Source organism: Rhodopseudomonas sp. P1 (assembly GCF_039642825.1).
In the GTDB taxonomy this organism is placed as follows: domain Bacteria; phylum Pseudomonadota; class Alphaproteobacteria; order Rhizobiales; family Xanthobacteraceae; genus Rhodopseudomonas; species Rhodopseudomonas palustris_H.
In genome coordinates this window covers 2,390,409-2,409,883 of sequence record NZ_CP088006.1, presented here as the reverse complement: position 1 = coordinate 2,409,883, position 19,475 = coordinate 2,390,409, and the positions used below count along the sequence as shown (strand labels likewise).

Genomic DNA, 19,475 nt, shown 5'->3' with positions numbered 1-19,475 from the left:
CAGTGGTTAAGGATTTCGGGCCCGCGAGCTTTCGCTCGCGTCTGGGAATGACGATCTCGAAGATTGTCGCATTTACTCCAAGAGCGCGCACCATCGCGCGATCCGCGCTACAGAGGGCGCTCCCTCTCACCACCGCCCGAGCGAACCCATCCATGGCCAAATCAGCAAATTATATCGACAGGCTCGACGACGCGCTGGAGGCGCTCGGCCCCGACGCCATGCTGGTCGAGGAACTCGACGGCTTCGTTGCCGGCCTGCTGCTGTGTCCCGAGCCGATCAAGCCCGGCGACTGGCTGCCGACGGTCTGGCAGGTCGGTGACGCTCCCTCGCCGCTGACCGATCCCGCGCACGCCAACCGCGTGTTCGCGCTGATCGTGCAGTACTACAATTCGGTCGCCCGGACGCTGTCGGACCACCCCGAGCGCTACCAGCCGCTGCTGCCGGTCGATCCCGAAAGCGGCGAATTGGTGTGGCAGGTCTGGATCGACGGCTTCGCGGCAGCGACCGACCTGCGGCCCGAGACGTGGAGCCGCCTGGACGATGCCGACGAAGCGACGACGGCCGCGTTCAACGGGCTGCTCGATCTGATCGAGATTGCCGACGCTGAGGCGAACGCCGAAGCGGACAGTCCGCCCAGCGATCGCCCCGCAATCACCGCGCCGAACTCCGACCAGATCGCCGGCTGGATCCTGACGCTGAACCGCTGGCGCATCGCCCATGACCCGGCGCGGCGCGAGATCGAATGGGGACCGCCCTCAGCGGCACGCAAAGTCGGCCGCAACGACCCCTGCCCCTGCGGCTCGGGCAAGAAGTACAAACGCTGCTGCGGGATGACCTGAAGCACCGCGGTGCGGCGGCCGCCGGACGATCGCTCATCCGGCAGCCGCGTTGTCGGCTCAGAACGAGACGCGGAGGTTGGCGCGGACGCCGTGGTCAGAGATGCTTGAGCCGACCTGTCCGGAGTAGTTGACGCTGAGCGCGGTGCTCGGATTGAGCGCGGTGCCGAGGCCGGCTTCGAACACAGCAGCGTCCTTTGCCAGCGGAAGACCCGATACCGTGAACGCATTGCCGGTCGCAAACGCGTTCGTGGCGGTGGGGATCACGGTGTTCATCGTGTGCCGCCAGCCGACCATGCCGCTCGCCGTCACGGCGGTGGTGCCGAGCGTCAGCGCACCGTTGGCACGCAGGCCGAGTGTCGAGAACGTCGCATCGACATTGTCGCCAGCGCTGCGGAGCGCAGCCGCCCCGCCCCGCTCGGTGAAGCCGGAGGTGTCGAGGCTGACATAAGCAAGGCCGGCGAACGGCTGCAGCGCGGCGCGGCCGAGTTCGACGGTGTAACCGACATCGCCATAGACCTGCGTGGTGCGGGCGTTGTAGTCCGCGGTCAGCCGGTCCGAGAAGCCGGTCAGCGCCACGGTGCGGCTCGACGACAGATTATGCCAGGCGTGATTGGCGCCGAAGCTGACCGCCAGCGCGTTCCAGGCCCGGCCGCCGTAGACGCCGACACTGTAGGTGTCGCCCGTCACCGAACCGCGGCCGCCGTCGAGATTGATCGAGGTCGACCCATAGCCGCCGACCACGCCGAGCCGCAGCGCGTTGAACAATTCGCCATCGGCACCGAACAGTACGCCGCCGGCGTTGCGACGCACGTCTGCGGCATTGCCATTGCCATCAGCCTTCGCCCACGAGCCATAGGCGCGCGCCCATACCGCCGTGGCAGGTCCGCGCAGCGCGGACTGCACCTGCCGCGAGGTCGCTTCGCGCACGAACCGGCTGTCGTCGAGCAGCGCTGTCTTGGCCGATGCGAAGGCCTCGCCCGAGAGCTGATCGAACGCCGCCCGTGCCGCAGTGTCGGTCGGCGACGCCGCGACGCCGGCACGAAGACCGCCGCTACTCCCCATCGCCTGCAGCACGCCTGCGGTGGCGCGCTGATTGGCGGTCAGAGCCACCTCAGTGAAGCCGCGGGTCTGCACCGCCTGCAGATAGACGTTGTTCGGATCGTAGTTGGCGATCAGCGAATAGAACGCCGACACGCTGGTGTCGCCGGTGAGGACGTAGGTGCCGTTGACGCCGCCTGCGGCGGTCAGCACGGTGTAGCGCGCATCCAGCGCGTAAGGCGAAGCGCCATACTTGGTGAGCTTCAGGATCGCGCCAGGCGCAATCGTCGCGGTGCCGCCGACCGCGATCCGGTCCGACACCGTGCTGCCGGGTACCAGCTCAGCATTGTAGGTCGAGCCGGCCGCCTGCTGATAATTGCCGGTCACCGTCAGCGTACCGGGGCTGTTGCCGGGCGCGACTGTTGCACCGGCCTGGGCGTCGACGCCGCCGACCGTGCCGGAGCCGGTCAGCACCGCGCCGCTTTCCACCGCCATCACCGCGCCGATCACGCCGGTCATGGTCAGGATGCCGCCGCTCACCTGCATCGTGCCGGTGAACTGCGAAGAATCGCCTGTCAGCGTGGTGCGGCCGGCAATTGCTTGGATCGAGCCGTTGCCGATGATGTCGGACGCCAGCGTGTAGTTGGACGAGGTGTGGTTGAAGACGAGCTGACCGGTGCCGCTGCCGAACACGATGCGGGGCGCGGTGATCGTGCCCGGCGCGGCGGCCGCCTGCCCGCTCCCCGCACCGATCGCGAGCACGCCTTGCCCCTGGGTGTCGTAGCCGATCCGGATCTCGTTGTCGGCCTTGAGCTCGGCGCCGTTCGACACCACCACGGTGCCGTTGCCATTGAAGCCGGCATAGACATTCCCTGGGGCGTTGCCGGCGACATTGGCTTTAGCCCACAGGCGTGTGCCGTCCCCGGAAACGTTGATGGTACCTTGCGAATGCGGGTCCATGCCGGCACCAATGGAAGCTGATGTGACCACAGCGCCATCGGTCACGTTCAGAATGCCGTTGCCGTTCATCGGATCGACGTCGCGTCCCCCGTTCTGGCCGCCAACATAGATCCGCTCAGCGACATCGACGATCGTGCCGCGGCCCGAGATGTTCATGGTCGTGAGATTGCTGCCATCCGGTCCTACATAGATGCCGCTGGCATAGAGATAGGCTCCGTTCAGGACGTTGACGGTGCCGCCGGAAGGACTCAGCCACGCCGCAGCGCTCGAATTGTTCGGATCACCGATCTCAACATGGGTGCCGGCATCCCGGATGGTGACCTCGGCTCCGGCGCCGGTGTAGATGCCGGTATTGCGGATATAAGCAGCCGCGCCGTTTGAAATCGTCAGGCTGCCGGTCGCCCCCGCGGTGCGCGCGATATCGATGCCGGCGGTGCTGGTCCACACGGTCTGCGGTCCGGTCACCACCAGCGAGCCATTGCCGCCGCTGCCCGCTTGCCAGCTCGCGGTGGAAAGTCCCAGCCGCCGGGTGGTCAGCGAGGCGCCGTTCGACACATTGATACTGCCGACGCCGCCATCGCGGCCGACGCTCACCTCGTTGGTGTCGGTCCAGCTCGCTCCTGCGCCGCTGAGGGTAACGCTGCCGTTGGCTCCGGCACCGTCGCCGACCGTAACGGCCGTGCTGGGAGTGGAGGAAATGCTGCCGCTGCTGCAAGTGAGGCCGGTCGTATTGCCGGAGATCGCGCAATCCGCCAGCGCCGGGGCACTGCCGAGCACCCCCACCGCCAGAAGCGGCGCGAGCGACGTCGTGAGCAGCAGTTGCTTTTTCATCGTGACTTCCAAGAACAAGAGGGAGATCGGAGCGGAAGGTCGCTGCGGGAGCAGCGGCTTCAACACGGCGTCGAGGACGACGCCGCCAGCAAACAGAATGGCAGCCGGTCGAGACCGGCGGCATTTGGACAAAGCTTCGCCGCTCAGACCGAGGCGGTCTGTTGAAGCCGGATGTCGGAAGAGCGTTGGAGCGAACCGCTAAGCGTTCGTTCGACCGCGCAATGTGTCGTGCAAGTCGAGACCTGCCAGCTGCGGACTAAACGTTGCTGCCCTCGATCGGCGCAGAAATCGGCAACGCCTGCGTGCAATGAGCGAAAGCGTCCTGCAACGCTTTGAAAATGATCTTGTTGCCAGTCGCCATCTTGGCCCCCGCCGACCGTCTCTTTTTGAACATTGCTTTTTGTTTAATTGGGTGGGTTCCATCACGCAACAACATACCTGCCGCTTCAGACTGTCGCAGGTTTGCTCTGCGGATTCTTGTGGATGTTTGCCTCACGGCGCCGCGCGATTTGCCGCTGTGTAGAACGGCGCTGGGCAATAGGCGCCGCCTTATACTGATTCCCTGTCGCCGCTCGCGGTTTGCGCCTCGTATATCGTCGGCCTGCGTACGATGATGTACCAACGTCGGACAGAATCACTCGGCGCACTCGATGCAACGCGCAATCGATGACGACATTGCAGCCGGTGCCGCCCCTTTCGCAGACTCGCTGCGATGAAGTCGATTGATCGCCCTACTCCTCCGCATGTTTCAGGATCGCCTTGAGCAGCCCGGGAAAGCGCGCGTTGACGTCGGCTTCGCGCACGACGTTGCGGTGTTCGACGCCCCTCTTGGTGGTGCGGATCAAACCCGCTTCACGCAGCACGCGGAAGTGGTTCGACAATGTCGACTTCGGAATGTCAGGGCACGGTGCCGCCGCGACGCAGGACATGCAGTCGCCTTCCTGAAGCAGCGCCTTGACGATGCGCAGCCGCATTGGATCCGCCAGCGCGGCAAGCACGCCGGCGAGCGAGATGTCCTCGCGTGCGGGATGAACGAACTGCACCATGAAAAAGATATAGGCGCCCCCTTGATCTGGTTCAATAGTTCTATACTTCCGAACTACTGAACCGAAGGCCACCCGTCAGCGGTGGCCGCAGCTCCGATCAGGAACCGAACGATCATGACCAAGACACTGCAAGGCAAAGTGGCGCTGGTGACCGGCGCATCGAAGGGCATCGGCGCGGAGATCGCGCTGAAGCTCGCGGCAGAAGGCGCGGCAGTCGCCGTCAACTACGCGTCCAGCAAACAGGGCGCAGACGACGTCGTTCACAAGATCACTGCGCAGGGCGGCAAGGCGATCGCGGTCGGCGGCAGTGTCGCCGATCCCAAGGCTGCGCAGGCGATCGTCGACGCGACCGTGGCGGCGTTCGGCCCGATCGACGTGCTGGTCAACAATGCCGGCGTCTATGAATTCGGCGCGCTCGATGCGATCACGCCGGAGCACTTCCACCGCCAGTTCGACGTCAACGTGCTCGGCCTGCTGCTGGTGACGCAGGCGGCGGCGCGGCAGTTCAAAGACGGCGGCAGCGTCGTCAACATCTCATCCGGGGTCTCGACGATCGCGATGCCGAACACCGCGGTGTACGGCGCCACCAAGGCGTCGGTCGACCTGATCACGGCGGTGCTGGCGAAGGAATTGGCGTCGCGCAAGATCCGCGTCAACGCGGTCAACCCCGGCATGGTGGTCACCGAAGGCGTCAAAGCTGCGGGCTTCCACGACGGCGAGATGCGAAAGCAGGTCGAAGCGATCACCCCGCTCGGCCGTGTCGGCGAAGCCGCCGAGATCGCCTCGGTCGTGGCTTTCCTCGCCTCAGACGGCGCCTCTTACGTGACGGGCGAGACCCTGCACGTCACCGGCGGCCTGAAGTAAGCGCTCCGGCTACGCTCAAAGCTCTGGCGGCAGCGCCGGAGCTTACTTGCCGCTCGGTCATGCTTCGAGTTGCGTCAGCTGTCGCACCGATCTGCGACGAGGCGCCGCGCCCCGCGAACCAAACGCGTTGCTCGTCGTTGCAGCCTACCGGCCATCTTGGACATCGAGGCCGAAGAGGAGAACGCGTGTGAAGACAACTGCCTTTGCTGCCGCCGCTGCGCTGTTTCTGGGTCTTGGAGCGCTCAGTGCTCCCGCCTCTGCCGCCACGCCCGCCCGGGCCTCGCAGCCGCTGGTCGCCGCTCCGATGACCGACGTTTCAGCGCAGCGCTACGTCGAGCGGCGGCGGGTGATCCGCCGTGGCCCGCACTGCACCGTACGAAAGGTCGTCACCCGCGGTCCGCACGGCCATCGCGTGGTTCGCACCACCCGCGTCTGCCGCTGATCGGCGAAGCGGCAACGGCGTTAAAGCTCGCAGCGAAACAAGAGGGCGGATCTCGATCCGCCCTCTTCGCATTTCAGACGCTGACCTTAAGCCTTCTTCACCAGCGATCGAAGTTGCGGCCGACGCGGCTGTCGTCGTCGACCTGCTGGAAGTCTTGGGGAGCCTGACGGCGCACCGTGCGGAGCGGCCGCTGGTTGTTGGTCTTCGGCGGATTGAACACCACGTAACAGGCCGGGCTCAGCCGCGGCCCAGCCTCACGCAGGCAGCTTTCGATTCGAGACGCGTCGGGAATGAACTGGCCGCAGAGTCGGAAGGCGTCGGGCGTGCAGGCTTCGCGCTGCGCGGCCGTGCCTTGATCCTGCGCGACGGCGGAGCCGCCAGCGGCGACGGTGAACGCGAACACGGCAGCAGACAAGCGTGGGGTCATGGTCGATCTCCCTTTGATCGACCAAGTGCCAGCCCGGCCAACTGGTTCCGGCCGGAGCGTTCACGGATTGTGGAGAGAAGGCAGTTTGGGCGCGCCGCTCGCGGCGGCGACCCGGGCTACGTGGTGGGTCAGCCTGATCAGGTAAGGCTGCCGACCACCACCAGGCGCTTGACCTCGCCGCGTTTGAACGCCTGCAGGAACGCGTTGTAGTCCTTGAACGAGACGCAGCCGTTGGAGTCGCCGCGCGGCCCGAGCATGTAGGTGTGAGCCAGCAGACCGGTGCGGCCGTAGATCACGTCCTCGCCGCCGACCGGCGTGAGCCGGATCGCGGCAACGCCGTGGAACAGCTTCTCGCGCATCTTCAGGTCGTAAATGTGCGGCGGGGTGGCGCCCTGCATCTTCACGCTGACGTGGCGCGGGTCGTCCATCCGGGCGCCGAGGCCGGAATGCGCCTCGAGCTTGGAGCCGTCCGGCATGTACACCATCTTGGCGGTGATGTCGTAGACGGCGGTGTAGCGATCTTCGTCGGAGGGATTGAAGGCGCTGTCGCGAACCTGACCAACGTCCATGTCGCTGGTGTCGGCCGAGGCGTAAGCGAGCGCCGGGCTGTCGACCTTGCCGAACAGCTTCTCGAAGAAGCTCGACTTGTGGTTTTGCGCGGACATCAGGATCGCCGACTTGGCGCGGGCGACCAGGGCTTCGTGGCTGAAGGGGTTGCGCGACGGATTGCGCGGGGTGACGGCAGCGACCGACTTGGTGCGCTGCGGCGGCAGCGGCACGTTCATCGCTTCCTTCACCGGCGACGGCGGCGGTGCGACCCCGACCTTGGCGTCGTCCTCGGTTTCGGCCGCCGCGGGACGATTTTGGCCGGGCTGTTTGAACCGATCGGGCTGGAAGCCGAACGAATAGGAAGGATCGAGCAGAGCGTAATAGCGATGGCCGGTCTTGGCGGGCTCGGAGGCCTGGACGCTGGCGGTGACCGGAACGTCGGTCGGATCGGCGGACGCGACCTGGACGCCCTTGCTCTCTTGGCTCTTGAAGGCGGATTTCAGCGCTAGCGAAGCCATCAGTTGCGGCGCGGCCTCGGCGGCGGCGGCGAGCGGTTCGAACCGTGCGGAGAACGAGGTGCGTTCGATCGAGGAGCGCGTGCTCTGATCGTCACGCAAAGAGCCGACGGTCGGATAGATGCTGGCGCCGACGGTGTTGGCATAAACCGTCCAGACGCAACCGATCACCGGCAGCGCGATTCCGATCGCGCCGAGCGATTTCCGAAACCCCATGTAGCGGGCCCCACGTTGGTTGGACAGCGATCGCCGCCCCGTGCCGACTGTCATTCGCTCACTTCCCGACTTTCCCCATCGGTCAGCGGCGAACCAAGATACCGCATACAGATGTGGCAGAACAGAGGAGCGCGATTAAGGCGGGTTTTAGTTAAATGCAGTTTAAGCGGCCTCGAATGGGAACCATGCTCCGTTATGGTTAACGGATAGTTACGGCCTCTCCGCGCATCTTTTTGATGTCATATCAATAGTTTACTTGAAATCGCGCGACGCCGGAGGTCGCGACTCCTGCCCGCCAAGTCCGCTGAATTCCAATCCTCGTAATACTACGCGGGATCGGGCCGGCCGGACCGGCCCCCGCTTCCGCGGCCCTTCGGCGCAGGACGGCACGACTCGCCGGCCATGGCATACCGGTTGCATCTGAGCCGCGTTCTTACGTTTTGAGGCCCAGAATGTCAGCTTCCTTCGATCGTTATGTCAGCTTCAAACACTGCGACTGGGAGGGTCGCTCCGAGCGGGTGATGCAGCGGCTCCAGCGCCATGTCGATGCCGGGGAGAACCCGTTCTGGGCGTACTTCGCCCAGAAGCGCGTCGAGCTGCGCGACAAGCAGGGTCTCGACGACCTGCGCATCCTCCACAATTATCTGCCGACGCTGCGCGAGCTGCTCGAAGACAATGGCGACCTCGAAACTCTCGAGATGCTGGAAGATCTCGAGGCCAACCTGATGTGAGCCGGTAAGCACCGCCGCAACGGCTCAGGTGTAACGCAAGCGTGGGTACCAATCGACGCCCCGCCCCTCCGGGGTGGAGTCGAAGATAGTCCACAGTGGCATCAGGTCCGGGGCCCCGCGCGGGTCCTGGCCCGGATCGGACGTCGCACCGGTCATCTCGCCTCCCAGAAGTGCCGGATCGTACCGTCGCGGCGCGTGAAGACGTTGAACGCCGGCACCTCGTCGCCGCTGGGCGTGATGGCATGATAGTCGTTGCTGAACGCATCAGTCAGGTCGGTAAACAACGGCAGATGATGCCAGCCGCGCTGCCGCTTGAACGCCACCAAACGATCGATCGGCGACCGCGCGACGACTGCCAGCGCCACCCGCAGGGTGATGTCCGGCACCTCGCCGTCCCAGGCGCTCAGCAGCGAGGTGCACATCGGGCACGGCTCGGCGCGCTGCGGGCCGTACATGAAGTTGTAAACGACGAGGCTTTGCTTGCCGCCGAACAGGCCGGCGAGGTCGGTCCGCCCGCCGTCGCCTTCGAAAGCGTAGGGCTTTGTGACCTCGCCGCCCGGCGGCAGCTGCCGGCGCTGCGCGGCAACGCGCTCGATGTGACGGCGCAGTTCGATCTCTTCGGCGAGCAGCGCCTCGCGCGCGCGGCGATACTCGGCACTCTCATTCGGATAGCGCACGCCGCTGGCACGGGCGAGTTCGATCGCAGGCTTCAGGGTCATGACGGCTCCTTCAGTCCATGGTGTCTCCATGGGACGAACGAGCACACGCCAATCCGACAGCCGCCAAACAACCGCCGGTCGGGAACCGGCTAGGTCGAGCGACCGGACGCCGTGAGGAAATCGAAGTCGCAGCCCTCGTCGGCCTGCAACACCGCGTCGTGGAACAACTGCGCGTAGCCGCGTGCCGGGCGGGTTGCAGCAGTCACCGGCAGCGCCGCGCGGCGGCGGATGAGCTCTGCGTCGTCGACCAACAGGTCGATCCGGCGCGCGGCGACGTCGAGGGCGATCCGGTCGCCGGTCTGCACCAGCGCCAGCGGTCCGCCCTCGGCACTCTCCGGCGTGATGTGCAACACGATGGTGCCGAACGCAGTGCCGCTCATCCGCGCGTCCGAGATCCGCACCATATCCTTCACCCCTGCCCGCGCCAGCTTCAGCGGGATCGGCAGATAGCCGGCCTCCGGCATCCCGGGCGCGCCCTTCGGTCCGGCATTGCGCAGCACCAGCACGTCGTCGGCGGCAACGTCGAGATCGGGATCGTCGATCCGCCGCGCCATGTCCTCCAGCGTTTCGAACACCACCGCGCGGCCGGTGTGCTGCAGCAGGCCGGGCGATGCCGCGGCGTGTTTGATCAGGGCGCCGCGCGGCGCCAGATTGCCGTGCAGCACCGCAAGCCCACCCTCGCCGCGGATCGGATTATCGCGCGAGCGGATCACGTCCTGGCCCGGCACGTCCTCGGCCTGCGCCACCACCTCACGCAGCGTCGCGCCGGTCACAGTGCTGGCGTCGAGTTCGATCAGATCACCGAGCTGCGCCATCAGCTTCGGCACGCCGCCGGCGTGGTGGAAGTGTTCCATGTAGTGCGCGCCGGACGGCTTGAGATCGACCAGCACCGGCACCTGGCGGCCGATCGCGTCGAACTCGTCGAGATCGATCCGATGCGGCACACGGCCGGCGATCGCGGTGAGATGGATCAGTCCGTTGGTCGATCCGCCGATCGCCTGCAGCACCACTTGCGCGTTACGAAACGCCGCCGGCGTCAGAAGCTCACTGGGGCGCGGCCCCTTGGCCTTGGCCATCGCGGCGGCGACACGTCCGCTGGCCTCCGCCGAGCGGAAGCGCTCGGCATGCGGCGCCGGGATCGTCGCGCTCATCGGCAGCGACAGCCCCATTGCCTCGATCATGCAGGCCATCGTCGACGCGGTGCCCATCACCATGCAGGTGCCAACCGACGGCGCCAGCCGGCCGTTGACCGCCTCGATCTCGGCATCGTCGATTTCGCCGGCGCGATACTTCGCCCACAGCCGCCGGCAGTCGGTGCAGGCGCCAAGTACCTCGCCTTTGTGATGCCCGACCACCATCGGCCCGACCGGGATCACCACCGTCGGCAGATCGGCCGACACCGCGGCCATCACTTGCGCCGGCAGCGTCTTGTCGCAGCCGCCGATCACCACCACCGCGTCCATCGGCTGGGCGCGGATCATCTCCTCGGTGTCCATCGCCATCAGGTTGCGCAAGTACATCGAGGTCGGATGCGCAAAACTCTCGGCGATCGAGATGGTCGGAAACACCATCGGCATCGCGCCGGCCAGCATGACGCCGCGCTTCACCGCCTCGATGATCTGCGGTGCGTTGCCGTGGCAGGGATTGTAGTCGCTGTGGGTGTTGGTGATGCCGACGATCGGCCGGTCGAGCGCGTCGTCCGAATAGCCCATCGCCTTGATGAAGGCTTTGCGCAGGAACAGCGAGAATCCTGAATCGCCGTAAGCTGTCAGTCCCTTGCGCAATCCGTCGGCCATGTTCCGTCCCGCAGCAGTTTCGCTGCACTTGAGGGACGGCAGACGCCGATGTCAATCGCGGAGGGTCAGGTGATCACCTTGGCCACAACCAACGCGATCAGAATCGCGACGCCGCTGAGGGCAATGGTCAGGAACTGACGTCGATGGGAAACGGAAAGCAACGGGTTCATCGGATCCTTCGCCCTCGTTCGGGCGAGTCGATCGCCCCGGAGCCGCGGCACTTAAGCTCCTTTTAACGACGGTAAGATGAAACAACTACTCGGACGACTACCGGACCGCGCCCTCGGCGGTGCGGCGGTCCCTCGGCAGCAAAGACGGCGCGGCCGTCCCTAAGGTTGTTGTGACACCGGTCCCAGTGGAGCTGCGGCCGGTCGAGGTGCCGAAGCCGCCTTCTGGGCCCAACGGCCGAACAAACGTTGGCCGGGAATTTCAACCAGCCGTCTGGTCAGCGCCGAGAGGCCGATGACGATCCCGATGTAGGCCACGAAGATCGCGTCCAGCACGTAGACGTTCAGGTTGGCGATCACCTTTACCGGTTCGCCGTCGTGGATCTGTTCCACGAGCAAAGGGCGCCCGATCAATTTCTGCCCGATCGTCGCAGCGGTCATGATCATCAAAGCCACGAAGGCATGCACCATGTAGATCGAATACGACAGCTCGCCGAGCTTGACGAACACCGGCCACTTCAACATCCGCGAGACCAGTCCGCGCTCGTAAGCGAAGATCAGCACGGTGACGCCGAACAGCAGAGGCGCAGCCAGCGACAGCGGTCCTCTCCCGGCGGCAACGACGAAACCGCAGACCAATGCGACGATGCCGAGCTCGATCGCTGTGCCGAAACGCCGGCTGGGTGCAGCCTTCGCGGTCCGGTAGATCAGGTAGGTCAGATGGCCCACCGTGAAGCCGTACAGACAGCGAAACAGTCCGAAGTCGTAGGTGGTTTCGATCCCGTGCTTTGAAAACGACGCCACGACCGCAGCCGCGAGCAGCCCGACCGCGGCCAGCACAAACGTCCGCCACCGCGGCATGGTGAGCGCGATCAGGCCGAAGACGAGGTAGGTCCAGTATTCCGCCCCGATGCTCCAGCTTGGGAAATTCCAGGTCAGCTTGTCCGAGACATTCACCGCCTGCAGCAGCAGCAACTGCGCCGGAATCGCGACCAGCGGCCGATAGCCTTCTGCGGCGAACGGCGCGTGTCCGGTCTTGAAGCCGATCGCCATTGCCAGCGCGAAATTGACGGCCTCGGCCAGCACGAACGCCGCCAGCACGACGACGTGCAAAGGCCAGATCCGCCCCAGCCGCTTGATCGCGAAGGCGGTGAACTCCGAGCCCGTGTTGAGGCGCCCGAGATACGCGTGGGTGATCACAAAGCCGCTGAGCACGAAGAAGAAGTCGACGAACAGAAATGCGTTTCTGATCAGCGGAACGTCGTGAATGTGGCCGAGCACACTGAGATGAAACAGCGCGACCAAGATCGCGCACAGGCCACGCCAACTGTCGAGCGCGCCGAAATGAATGGTGTCGGTTCGTAGCGTCACGGCCATTGGAGCAGCAATGGCAGGCGTTCGAACCCGGATCAATGCACGAACGTATTAATCATTAACCCCGCGGCGATGCCGGAACCACACGGTCCCGGCATCGCGCGGTCGCAGTTATGCGGCGTTGAAGCCGGCGATTGCCTTGACCTCGAGATATTCTTCGAGACCGAACTTGCCCCACTCGCGGCCGTTGCCCGACTGCTTGTAGCCACCGAACGGCGCGGTGCGTTCGTTGGGCACGCCCTGCAGGTTGACGTTGCCGGCGCGGATCTTGCGGCCGACCGCGCGGGCGCGGTCAACCGAGCCGGCCGAGACGTAACCGGCCAGACCATACGGCGTGTCGTTGGCGAGCTCGACCGCCTCGTTCTCGTCCTTGGCGCCCATGATCACCAACACCGGCCCGAAGATTTCTTCGCGCGCGATGGTCATGTCCTTGGTGACGTCGGCGAACACCGTCGGGCGTACATAGAAGCCCTTGTTGACGCCTTCCGGCAGGCCCGGACCGCCGGCGACCAGGGTGGCGCCCTCCTCGATGCCCTTGTTGATCAGCGCCTGGATCTTGTCCCACTGGATGCGGTTGACGACCGGACCGATGGTGGTGCCTTCGCCGCGCGGATCGCCCGCCTTGGTCTTCTCGGCGACGCCCTTGGCGATCGCCGCGACCTCCTTCATCTTCGACAGCGGCACGATCATCCGGCTCGGCGCGTTGCACGACTGACCGGAGTTGTTGAACATATGCATCACGCCACCGGTCACCGCCTTGGTCAGGTCGGCGTCCTCCAAGATGACGTTCGGCGACTTGCCACCAAGCTCCTGGCTGACGCGCTTCACCGTCGGCGCCGCACGCTGGGCGACGTCGATGCCGGCGCGGGTCGAACCCGTGAACGAGATCATGTCGATGTCGGGATGTTCGCTCATCGCCGCGCCGACCTCTGGACCGAGGCCGTTGACGAGGTTGAACACACCCTTCGGCACGCCGGCTTCGTGCAGGATTTCGGCGAACAGCAGCGCCGAGGTCGGGGTGAATTCGCTCGGCTTCAGCACCATGGTGCAGCCGGCCGCGATCGCCGGCGCGACTTTGCAGGCGATCTGATTGAGCGGCCAGTTCCACGGCGTGATCATGCCGACGACGCCGATCGGCTCACGCACGATCATCGCCGAGCCGAGCGGCTCCTCGAACTGATAGTTCTTCAGAACATCGAGCGTCGACATGATGTGACCGAGGCCGGCGCCGGCCTGCATCTTTTCGGCCATCGGCAACGGCGCGCCCATCTCGTCGGAGATCGCGGCGCCGATTTCCTTCATCCGGCTCTTGTAGCTCGCGACCACCTTTTCCAGTAGCGCGATGCGCTCTTCGCGGCTGGTCACCGAGAACGTTTCGAACGCGCGCTTGGCAGCGGCGACCGCCTTGTCGACGTCGGCCTTGGAGCCGAGCGCAACCTCATACATCGCCTCTTCGGTGGCGGGATTGACGACCGGCGTCGACTTCTTGACGACGGGATCGACCCAGGCGCCATCGATGTAGAACTGCATGCGGTTGACCATCGGAACCTCTTGCTTAATCGCGGGTGGTTGGTGGTGAGTGTGATCAGGATCGGCGCCGTCGCGCGAGGCCCTCGCCTCGGTACGAACGGTCCGAAAAATCGACCACCGCCATATGCGGGAACGGCATATAAAATCACCGACACGAGCGGAGCAAGGCGTCCTCGCACAATTGCGCGTGTGTGGCGTGATCGAGAAAGATCTTCTACCACTGCACGGAAATTGCGACGATCCTGTTGCGGCGCAGCATCAAACCGCTTGCGCCAACGGTGTCGACGCGAGCGCTTCGCCGGTGGTCAGATCGCGGTAATGCGCGATCGGTTGCGGCCTGCCGATCAGATAGCCCTGTACCTCGTCGCAGCCGGCCTGAGCCAGGAAGGCGAGCTGTTTCTCGGTCTCGACGCCCTCGGCGATCACCGGCAGTTTCAGCGTCCGTGCCAGGCTGAGGATCGCCTCGACAATCGCGGCCGATTCCGGATTGGTCTCGAGCTTCCGGGTGAAGGCCTGATCGATCTTGATCTTGTCGAACGGAAACGACTGCAGATACGACAGCGACGAGTAGCCGGCGCCGAAATCATCCATGGCGACGCGCACGCCGAGATTTTTGATCTTGCGCAGGATCGCGATCGCGCCGGCGAAATCATCGATCAGCACGCCTTCGGTGATTTCGATCTCGAGCCGCGACGGCTCGAGTCCAGTCTCCAGCAAAATCTGCAGGATCAGTGCCGGCACATCGAAGCGGCGGAAGTCGAGCGGCGAGAAGTTGACGGCGATCGCCAGCGGCTTAGCCCATGACGCCGCTTCGGCGCAGACGCTGCGCAGTACCCATTCGTCGATCGGGCCGATCTGGCCGGTCTCTTCCGCGAGAGGCACGAACAGCGCCGGCGACACCATGCCGCGCACCGGATGGCGCCAGCGCAGCAGCGCTTCGAAGCCGACGATCTCGCCGGAGGTGCTGGCCTGCGGCTGGTAGTGGATTTCAAACTGCCGCTGCTCAAGCGCCACCGCGAGCTCCCGCTGCAGCGCGCGCTTTTCACGGATCTGCAGGTCCATCGCCGGCTCGAACAGGCATACCGTGCCGCGCTGCTCGGTCTTGGCACGATACAGTGCGACGTCGGCGTGAGCGATCAACGTATCGGCGTCATCGCCGTCGCGCGGATAGACGCTGACGCCGGCAGTTGCGCCGACGCGGATGTGATGGCCATCGACTTCGAACTCGGTATCGCACAGCTCGGCGAGCTGCCGACAGATATCCTGGATCGAATCGGCCGCGGCATCGGGCGGAGTGACGATCGAGAACTCGTCGCCGCCCGGCCGTGCCAGGAAGCCCCAATGGCAGGTGTCGGCGAGGCGGCGCGCCATCTCGGCCAACACCGCGTCTCCGACCGCCTGGCCGAATACGTCGTTGATCTCCTTGAAACGGTCGATGCCGAGCCGGATCACCGCGAAGCTGCCGTCGAAGCGGCGCGCCTGTTCGACGCTCTGCACGATGCGGTCGTTGAACGCGGCGCGGTTCGGCAGACCGGTGGCGACGTCGTGCAGCGCCAGATAAGCGAAGCGCTGCTCGGCCTGCTTGTGATCGGTGACGTCGCTGTGTTTGGCGATCCAGCCGCCATTCGGCAGGCGCCTCAGATCGATCCGGATATGCCGGCCGTCTCGCAGTTCGGCCACCAGGCCGGCCGGCCCGCCCGAGGCGAGCGCGGCGCCGAGTTCAATCAGTTGCCGCTTGTCGCTGACGAAGTTGCCGGAATTCCGCATCACCGCCAGCGTGCGACGCAGGCAGTGACCAGCGATCTCGCGGCCCGGCGGGATCGCATAGATGTCGAGGAAGGCCTCGTTCCAGAGCTGCAGCCGCCCATCGGCGTCAAACAGACAGAAGCCGCGCGCCGCATCATTGAGGATTGCGTCCAGCACCATGTCGCGTTCGGCCAAGGTCAGTTGGGTGCGGCGGCCTGCGATCGAACTCAGCCACACCGCCAGGCTGGCAAAACCAGTGGTCGCGATCACCGAGCCGATCATGAGCGCCAGCGCGATGGTCGGCGCGAGCGGCGCATCTGAGGCCGCAAGCAGCGCCAGCGCCGCAACAGCCATAACTGAACTGATCGAGGCAAAGCCGGTGGCGACGATCCAGTATCGGCGTCCCTTGCCCTCGCTAACCCGGATGCTGCGCAGCCCGCCATATGCAGCGACGGCACCCAGCGCGCACAGCACGGCGGCCAGGGTGATCATCCCCCAGGTGTGGGCATCGGGTGCGGAAGGAAGTTCGGCCATCTGCAATCGGAACCTGCTTTCGCTTCGCACTCTGGCATCGTGGTTTTGCCTAAAGCTTAAAGCGATCGCTGAATTGACCGCAGCCGTCGCGGCCGAACGCCGCGCGACATCCGCTACTCATCATCGCTGGAATATTGCTACGTGTAGATAGCAGTCAACAACAACGAGAAGTCGCATAGTTCGCGTTCGCGCGCGGATAGCTCAGGGGCTCGGATACGGCTCCGAGGGCAGTTCCTGCTGCTTGCGGCGTAGCCGCTCGCGCTGTGCGGTGTAGATGCCGCTGCCGATGATCACCGCGGCGCCGACAAACGTCCAGACGTCGGGCACCTCGCCGAACACGCCAAAGCCGAGAAACGCGACCCAGACAAGCTGGCTGTAGGTGAACGGCGCCAGCACCGAGGCGTCGGCATAGCGATAGGCCAGCACGACCACCCACTGCCCCATGGTCGAGGCGAGCCCGACCAGCAGGCCGATGCCGATGTCCTGCCAGGTCGGCGTCACCCAGACGAACGGCACCACCGCGCTGAGCGTGATGAAGCCGACCAACGCCGAGAACGACATCGTGACCACCGCGCGATCGGCACCGCTGATCATCCGCGTCAAGGTAAGCGTCAGCGCCCAACCGAATGCCGACAGGATCGGCAGCAGCACCGCAGGATCGAACGCGGCCGAGCCGGGCCTAATCACGATCAGCACGCCGACCAGGCCGACCAGCGTCGCGATCCAGCGCCGGATGCCGACGTGCTCGGCGAGCAGCGGGATCGACAGCGCGGTGACAAACAGCGGCGCCACGAACGACGTCGCCGAGGCTTCCGCGATCGGCAGGAACTGCAGGCTGGTGATGAACAGCACCGAGGATGACACCAGCGCCAGCGCCCGCAGCACCTGCAGCTTCGGCCGCACCGAGCGCAGCGGCGATTCCTTGGAGGCGAGCGCCACCGGGATCATGATCAGCAGGAACACCAGAAACCGAATCCAGCCGATCTCGATCGGCGGCAGCGTGCGGCCGAGATACTTCGCCAGTGTATCTGAACAGGCGAGAAACACCGTCGAGCCGACGATCAGCGCGATGCCGCGCAGCGGATGGTCGGCGTGGCGGTGAGTGAGCCGGCGCACGGCGTCGTTGCTTGGCGAGGTGACGGTCAAGGCTGGATAACGCTTTGGAGATGGCTGGAGGCGGGACACGTCCGCGGACGGAGGTCCCCATCAACTAATAATCCGACAAAACGATGTTCGGCGCGCCAGGACAAGTCCCGAAATTGGGACTCGGTCATGCGAAAGGCCGAAAAGCGCCTGCGCGGTGGGCTTGTGTCGCCTCGCCTGCGCTTTGCTCACAGCATCGGCAGGCTGGCGGGCTCCGGGCCGAGTGGACAGGCCTGATTGATCGCGTCGATCTCCTCATCGCTGAGCCGCAGCGCGAGGGCCGCCGCATTGTCCGCGGCGTGGGCCGGATTGCCGGCTTTCGGGATCGCAAACACCGACGGCCGCCGGGTCAGAAACGCCAGTGCCACTTGCCGCGGCGTCGCGCCATGGGCGTCGGCGATGCTCTGCAGCAGCCGGCCCGCCGCGCTACGCGGCGCCGGAAATTCGTCGTGACCGAACGGCGAATAGGCCGTCACCGCGACGCCATGAGCCTCGCACCACGGAATAACGGTGTGCTCGATCGCCCGTTCGAGCAGATGATACAGCACCTGATTGCAGGCGATCTTGCCCTCTCCGGCGAGCCTGTGCAGCTCGCGCAGGTCGCCGGCGTCGAAATTGCTGACGCCCCAGGACAGAATCTTGCCGGCGGCGACCAGCTCCTCGAACGCCGCGACCGTCTCGCTGAGCTGATAATGCCCACGCCAATGCAGCAGGTAGCAGTCGAGCCGATCGGTGCGGAGCCGCGCCAGCGAGCGCTCGCAGGCCGCGACGGTGCCGCGGCGGGAGGCGTTGCTCGGTAACACTTTCGAAACCAAGAACACCTCGTCGCGCCGACCGGCAATCGCTTCGGCGACCAGAGGCTCGGCGTCGCCGTACATCTCGGCAGTGTCGATGTGCGTCAGGCCGAGATCGAGGCCGCGCCGCAGCGCGGCGAGCGCCGACGCGCGGTCACCCTGGTCGATATACCAGGTGCCCTGCCCGATCGGCGCAAGCTTCGGCCCCATCCGGCCGAATCTGCGCATGTCCCCAGTCACCATCCACTCCCATCACGATCACGCCGTGCTGGCCATCATCGGCCGCGGCGCGGCGCCTTGGCCCAGCTTCAGCCGGAACTCGTAGGTCATCAAATGCCACGGCCCCGAGGCTTCGCGACCGTCGGGCATCACCGCATCGTTGCGCAATTCAACGTTCGAAATCAGCTCGTCCTTGACTCCGAAGACGACGTCGGACTCCAGATATTTATCACCTTCGATGAAAACATGGGTGACCAGCGGCTCGAAGCCAGGGGCGCTGACCAGAAAATGCACATGGGCCGGCCGCATCGGGTGCCTGTGGGCCGCCAGGATCAGGTCACCGACCGGACCATCGATCGGGATCGGATAGCTGCAAGGCAGGATGGTGCGGAACGCCACCCGACCATCCGCGTCGGTCGCGAACCGCGCCCGCAGCGATGCGCCCTGCTCGGCATAGCCGGGCTTCTGGGAATCGTAGAAGCCGTCATCGTCAGCGTGCCAGACGTCGACGGCGGCGTTGACAACCGGTGCGCCGTCGAGGTCGGTGACACGGGCCGTGACATACATCGGCTCACCGTCAACGCCTTCGGCAATGTCGGCGCCATGCGGCATCGGCTTGTGCTCGCCGACATAGAACGGGCCGAGCACCGTCGTCTGCGTCGCGCCGGCGCGATCTCGGTGATTGACGGCATCGACCAGCATCGAGACCCCGAGCACGTCAGACAGCAGGATGAATTCCTGCCGGCTCGGCGTGCATTTCTGCCCCGTCCGGGTGAGGAAATCGATCGCCTTCTCCCATTCCTCGAAGGTCAGGCCGGTGCGGCGGACGTAGTCGTGCAGCGAGCGCACCAGCTCGCGCATCAACAGCTTCATGCGCGGATCGGGGGTTTCGTCGAAGCTCTTGACGACCGCCTCGGTGAGGTCGGTCTCGTCGAATTGAGGCATGTCCCGCTCAATGGTCGTTGGAGAGGCGGCGACGGTACACCATGCTTCCG

Annotated in this window: 16 protein-coding genes and 1 pseudogene; 4 read left to right on the top strand and 13 right to left on the bottom strand. The window is 65.3% G+C overall.

The annotated features are described in order from the left end of the window. Positions 1–152 precede the first annotated feature (152 nt). Complete coding sequence (locus LRC39_RS11170) at positions 153–839, top strand: UPF0149 family protein (RefSeq protein WP_346297297.1); 687 nt, start codon at positions 153–155, stop codon at positions 837–839. A gap of 57 nt (positions 840–896) precedes the next feature. On the opposite strand, the gene LRC39_RS11165 is transcribed toward LRC39_RS11170, so the two are convergent. From LRC39_RS11165 to LRC39_RS11155, 3 genes are all read right to left on the bottom strand, one after another. Then, positions 897–3,668 carry an autotransporter outer membrane beta-barrel domain-containing protein gene (locus LRC39_RS11165; protein ID WP_346297296.1) on the bottom strand — a complete coding sequence of 924 codons (2,772 nt, stop codon included), beginning with the start codon at positions 3,666–3,668 and terminating at the stop codon, positions 897–899. A 256-nt stretch (positions 3,669–3,924) separates the two neighbouring features. After that, a complete protein-coding gene (locus LRC39_RS11160; protein ID WP_346297295.1) occupies positions 3,925–4,104 on the bottom strand; it encodes a hypothetical protein in 180 nt (59 codons plus the stop codon). Between the two features lie 295 nt (positions 4,105–4,399). Beyond that, entirely contained in the window at positions 4,400–4,714 is a 315-nt protein-coding gene (locus LRC39_RS11155) for an ArsR/SmtB family transcription factor (RefSeq protein WP_346297294.1), read from the bottom strand. Positions 4,715–4,828: 114 nt separating this feature from the next. On the opposite strand from LRC39_RS11155, the gene LRC39_RS11150 reads away from it, so the two are divergent. Continuing rightward, positions 4,829–5,578 carry an SDR family NAD(P)-dependent oxidoreductase gene (locus LRC39_RS11150; RefSeq protein WP_346297293.1) on the top strand — a complete coding sequence of 250 codons (750 nt, stop codon included), beginning with the start codon at positions 4,829–4,831 and terminating at the stop codon, positions 5,576–5,578. Between the two features lie 187 nt (positions 5,579–5,765). Further along, positions 5,766–6,020, top strand: a complete 255-nt coding sequence (locus LRC39_RS11145) for a hypothetical protein (RefSeq protein ID WP_264055266.1) — start codon at positions 5,766–5,768, stop codon at positions 6,018–6,020. A gap of 97 nt (positions 6,021–6,117) precedes the next feature. Here LRC39_RS11145 and LRC39_RS11140 read toward each other — a convergent pair whose 3' ends face one another. Further along, positions 6,118–6,447 carry a hypothetical protein gene (locus tag LRC39_RS11140; protein WP_107344123.1) on the bottom strand — a complete coding sequence of 110 codons (330 nt, stop codon included), beginning with the start codon at positions 6,445–6,447 and terminating at the stop codon, positions 6,118–6,120. Positions 6,448–6,584: 137 nt separating this feature from the next. Continuing rightward, positions 6,585–7,781 carry a DUF2778 domain-containing protein gene (locus tag LRC39_RS11135; RefSeq protein ID WP_107344122.1) on the bottom strand — a complete coding sequence of 399 codons (1,197 nt, stop codon included), beginning with the start codon at positions 7,779–7,781 and terminating at the stop codon, positions 6,585–6,587. 398 nt (positions 7,782–8,179) lie between these two features. Here LRC39_RS11135 and cowN point away from each other — a divergent pair, with 398 nt between their 5' ends. Further along, entirely contained in the window at positions 8,180–8,458 is a 279-nt protein-coding gene (gene cowN, locus LRC39_RS11130; RefSeq protein WP_107344121.1) for a N(2)-fixation sustaining protein CowN, read from the top strand. Positions 8,459–8,482: 24 nt separating this feature from the next. Here cowN and LRC39_RS11125 read toward each other — a convergent pair. From LRC39_RS11125 to LRC39_RS11090, 8 genes and pseudogenes are all read right to left on the bottom strand, one after another. Further along, positions 8,483–9,177: pseudogene (locus tag LRC39_RS11125) on the bottom strand (DUF899 family protein). Between the two features lie 89 nt (positions 9,178–9,266). Then, positions 9,267–10,973, bottom strand: coding sequence for an IlvD/Edd family dehydratase (locus LRC39_RS11120; protein WP_346297292.1), 1,707 nt, complete (start codon positions 10,971–10,973; stop codon positions 9,267–9,269). Positions 10,974–11,302: 329 nt separating this feature from the next. After that, positions 11,303–12,517, bottom strand: a complete 1,215-nt coding sequence (locus LRC39_RS11115; protein WP_346297291.1) for an acyltransferase family protein — start codon at positions 12,515–12,517, stop codon at positions 11,303–11,305. Positions 12,518–12,625: 108 nt separating this feature from the next. Next, positions 12,626–14,056 (bottom strand): aldehyde dehydrogenase family protein, encoded by a 1,431-nt coding sequence (locus tag LRC39_RS11110; RefSeq protein ID WP_346297290.1) that lies wholly within the window; start codon positions 14,054–14,056, stop codon positions 12,626–12,628. Positions 14,057–14,302: 246 nt separating this feature from the next. Then, the gene (locus tag LRC39_RS11105; RefSeq protein ID WP_346297289.1) at positions 14,303–16,324 is read right to left on the bottom strand and encodes a putative bifunctional diguanylate cyclase/phosphodiesterase; all 2,022 of its coding nucleotides are present in this window, start codon (positions 16,322–16,324) and stop codon (positions 14,303–14,305) included. A gap of 201 nt (positions 16,325–16,525) precedes the next feature. Then, entirely contained in the window at positions 16,526–17,470 is a 945-nt protein-coding gene (locus tag LRC39_RS11100) for a DMT family transporter (RefSeq protein ID WP_107344117.1), read from the bottom strand. 185 nt (positions 17,471–17,655) lie between these two features. After that, the gene (locus tag LRC39_RS11095) at positions 17,656–18,489 is read right to left on the bottom strand and encodes an aldo/keto reductase (RefSeq protein ID WP_346297288.1); all 834 of its coding nucleotides are present in this window, start codon (positions 18,487–18,489) and stop codon (positions 17,656–17,658) included. Positions 18,490–18,519: 30 nt separating this feature from the next. Continuing rightward, on the bottom strand, positions 18,520–19,425 hold the full coding sequence (locus tag LRC39_RS11090) for an intradiol ring-cleavage dioxygenase (RefSeq protein ID WP_346297287.1): 906 nt from the start codon (positions 19,423–19,425) through the stop codon (positions 18,520–18,522). Positions 19,426–19,475 lie beyond the last annotated feature (50 nt).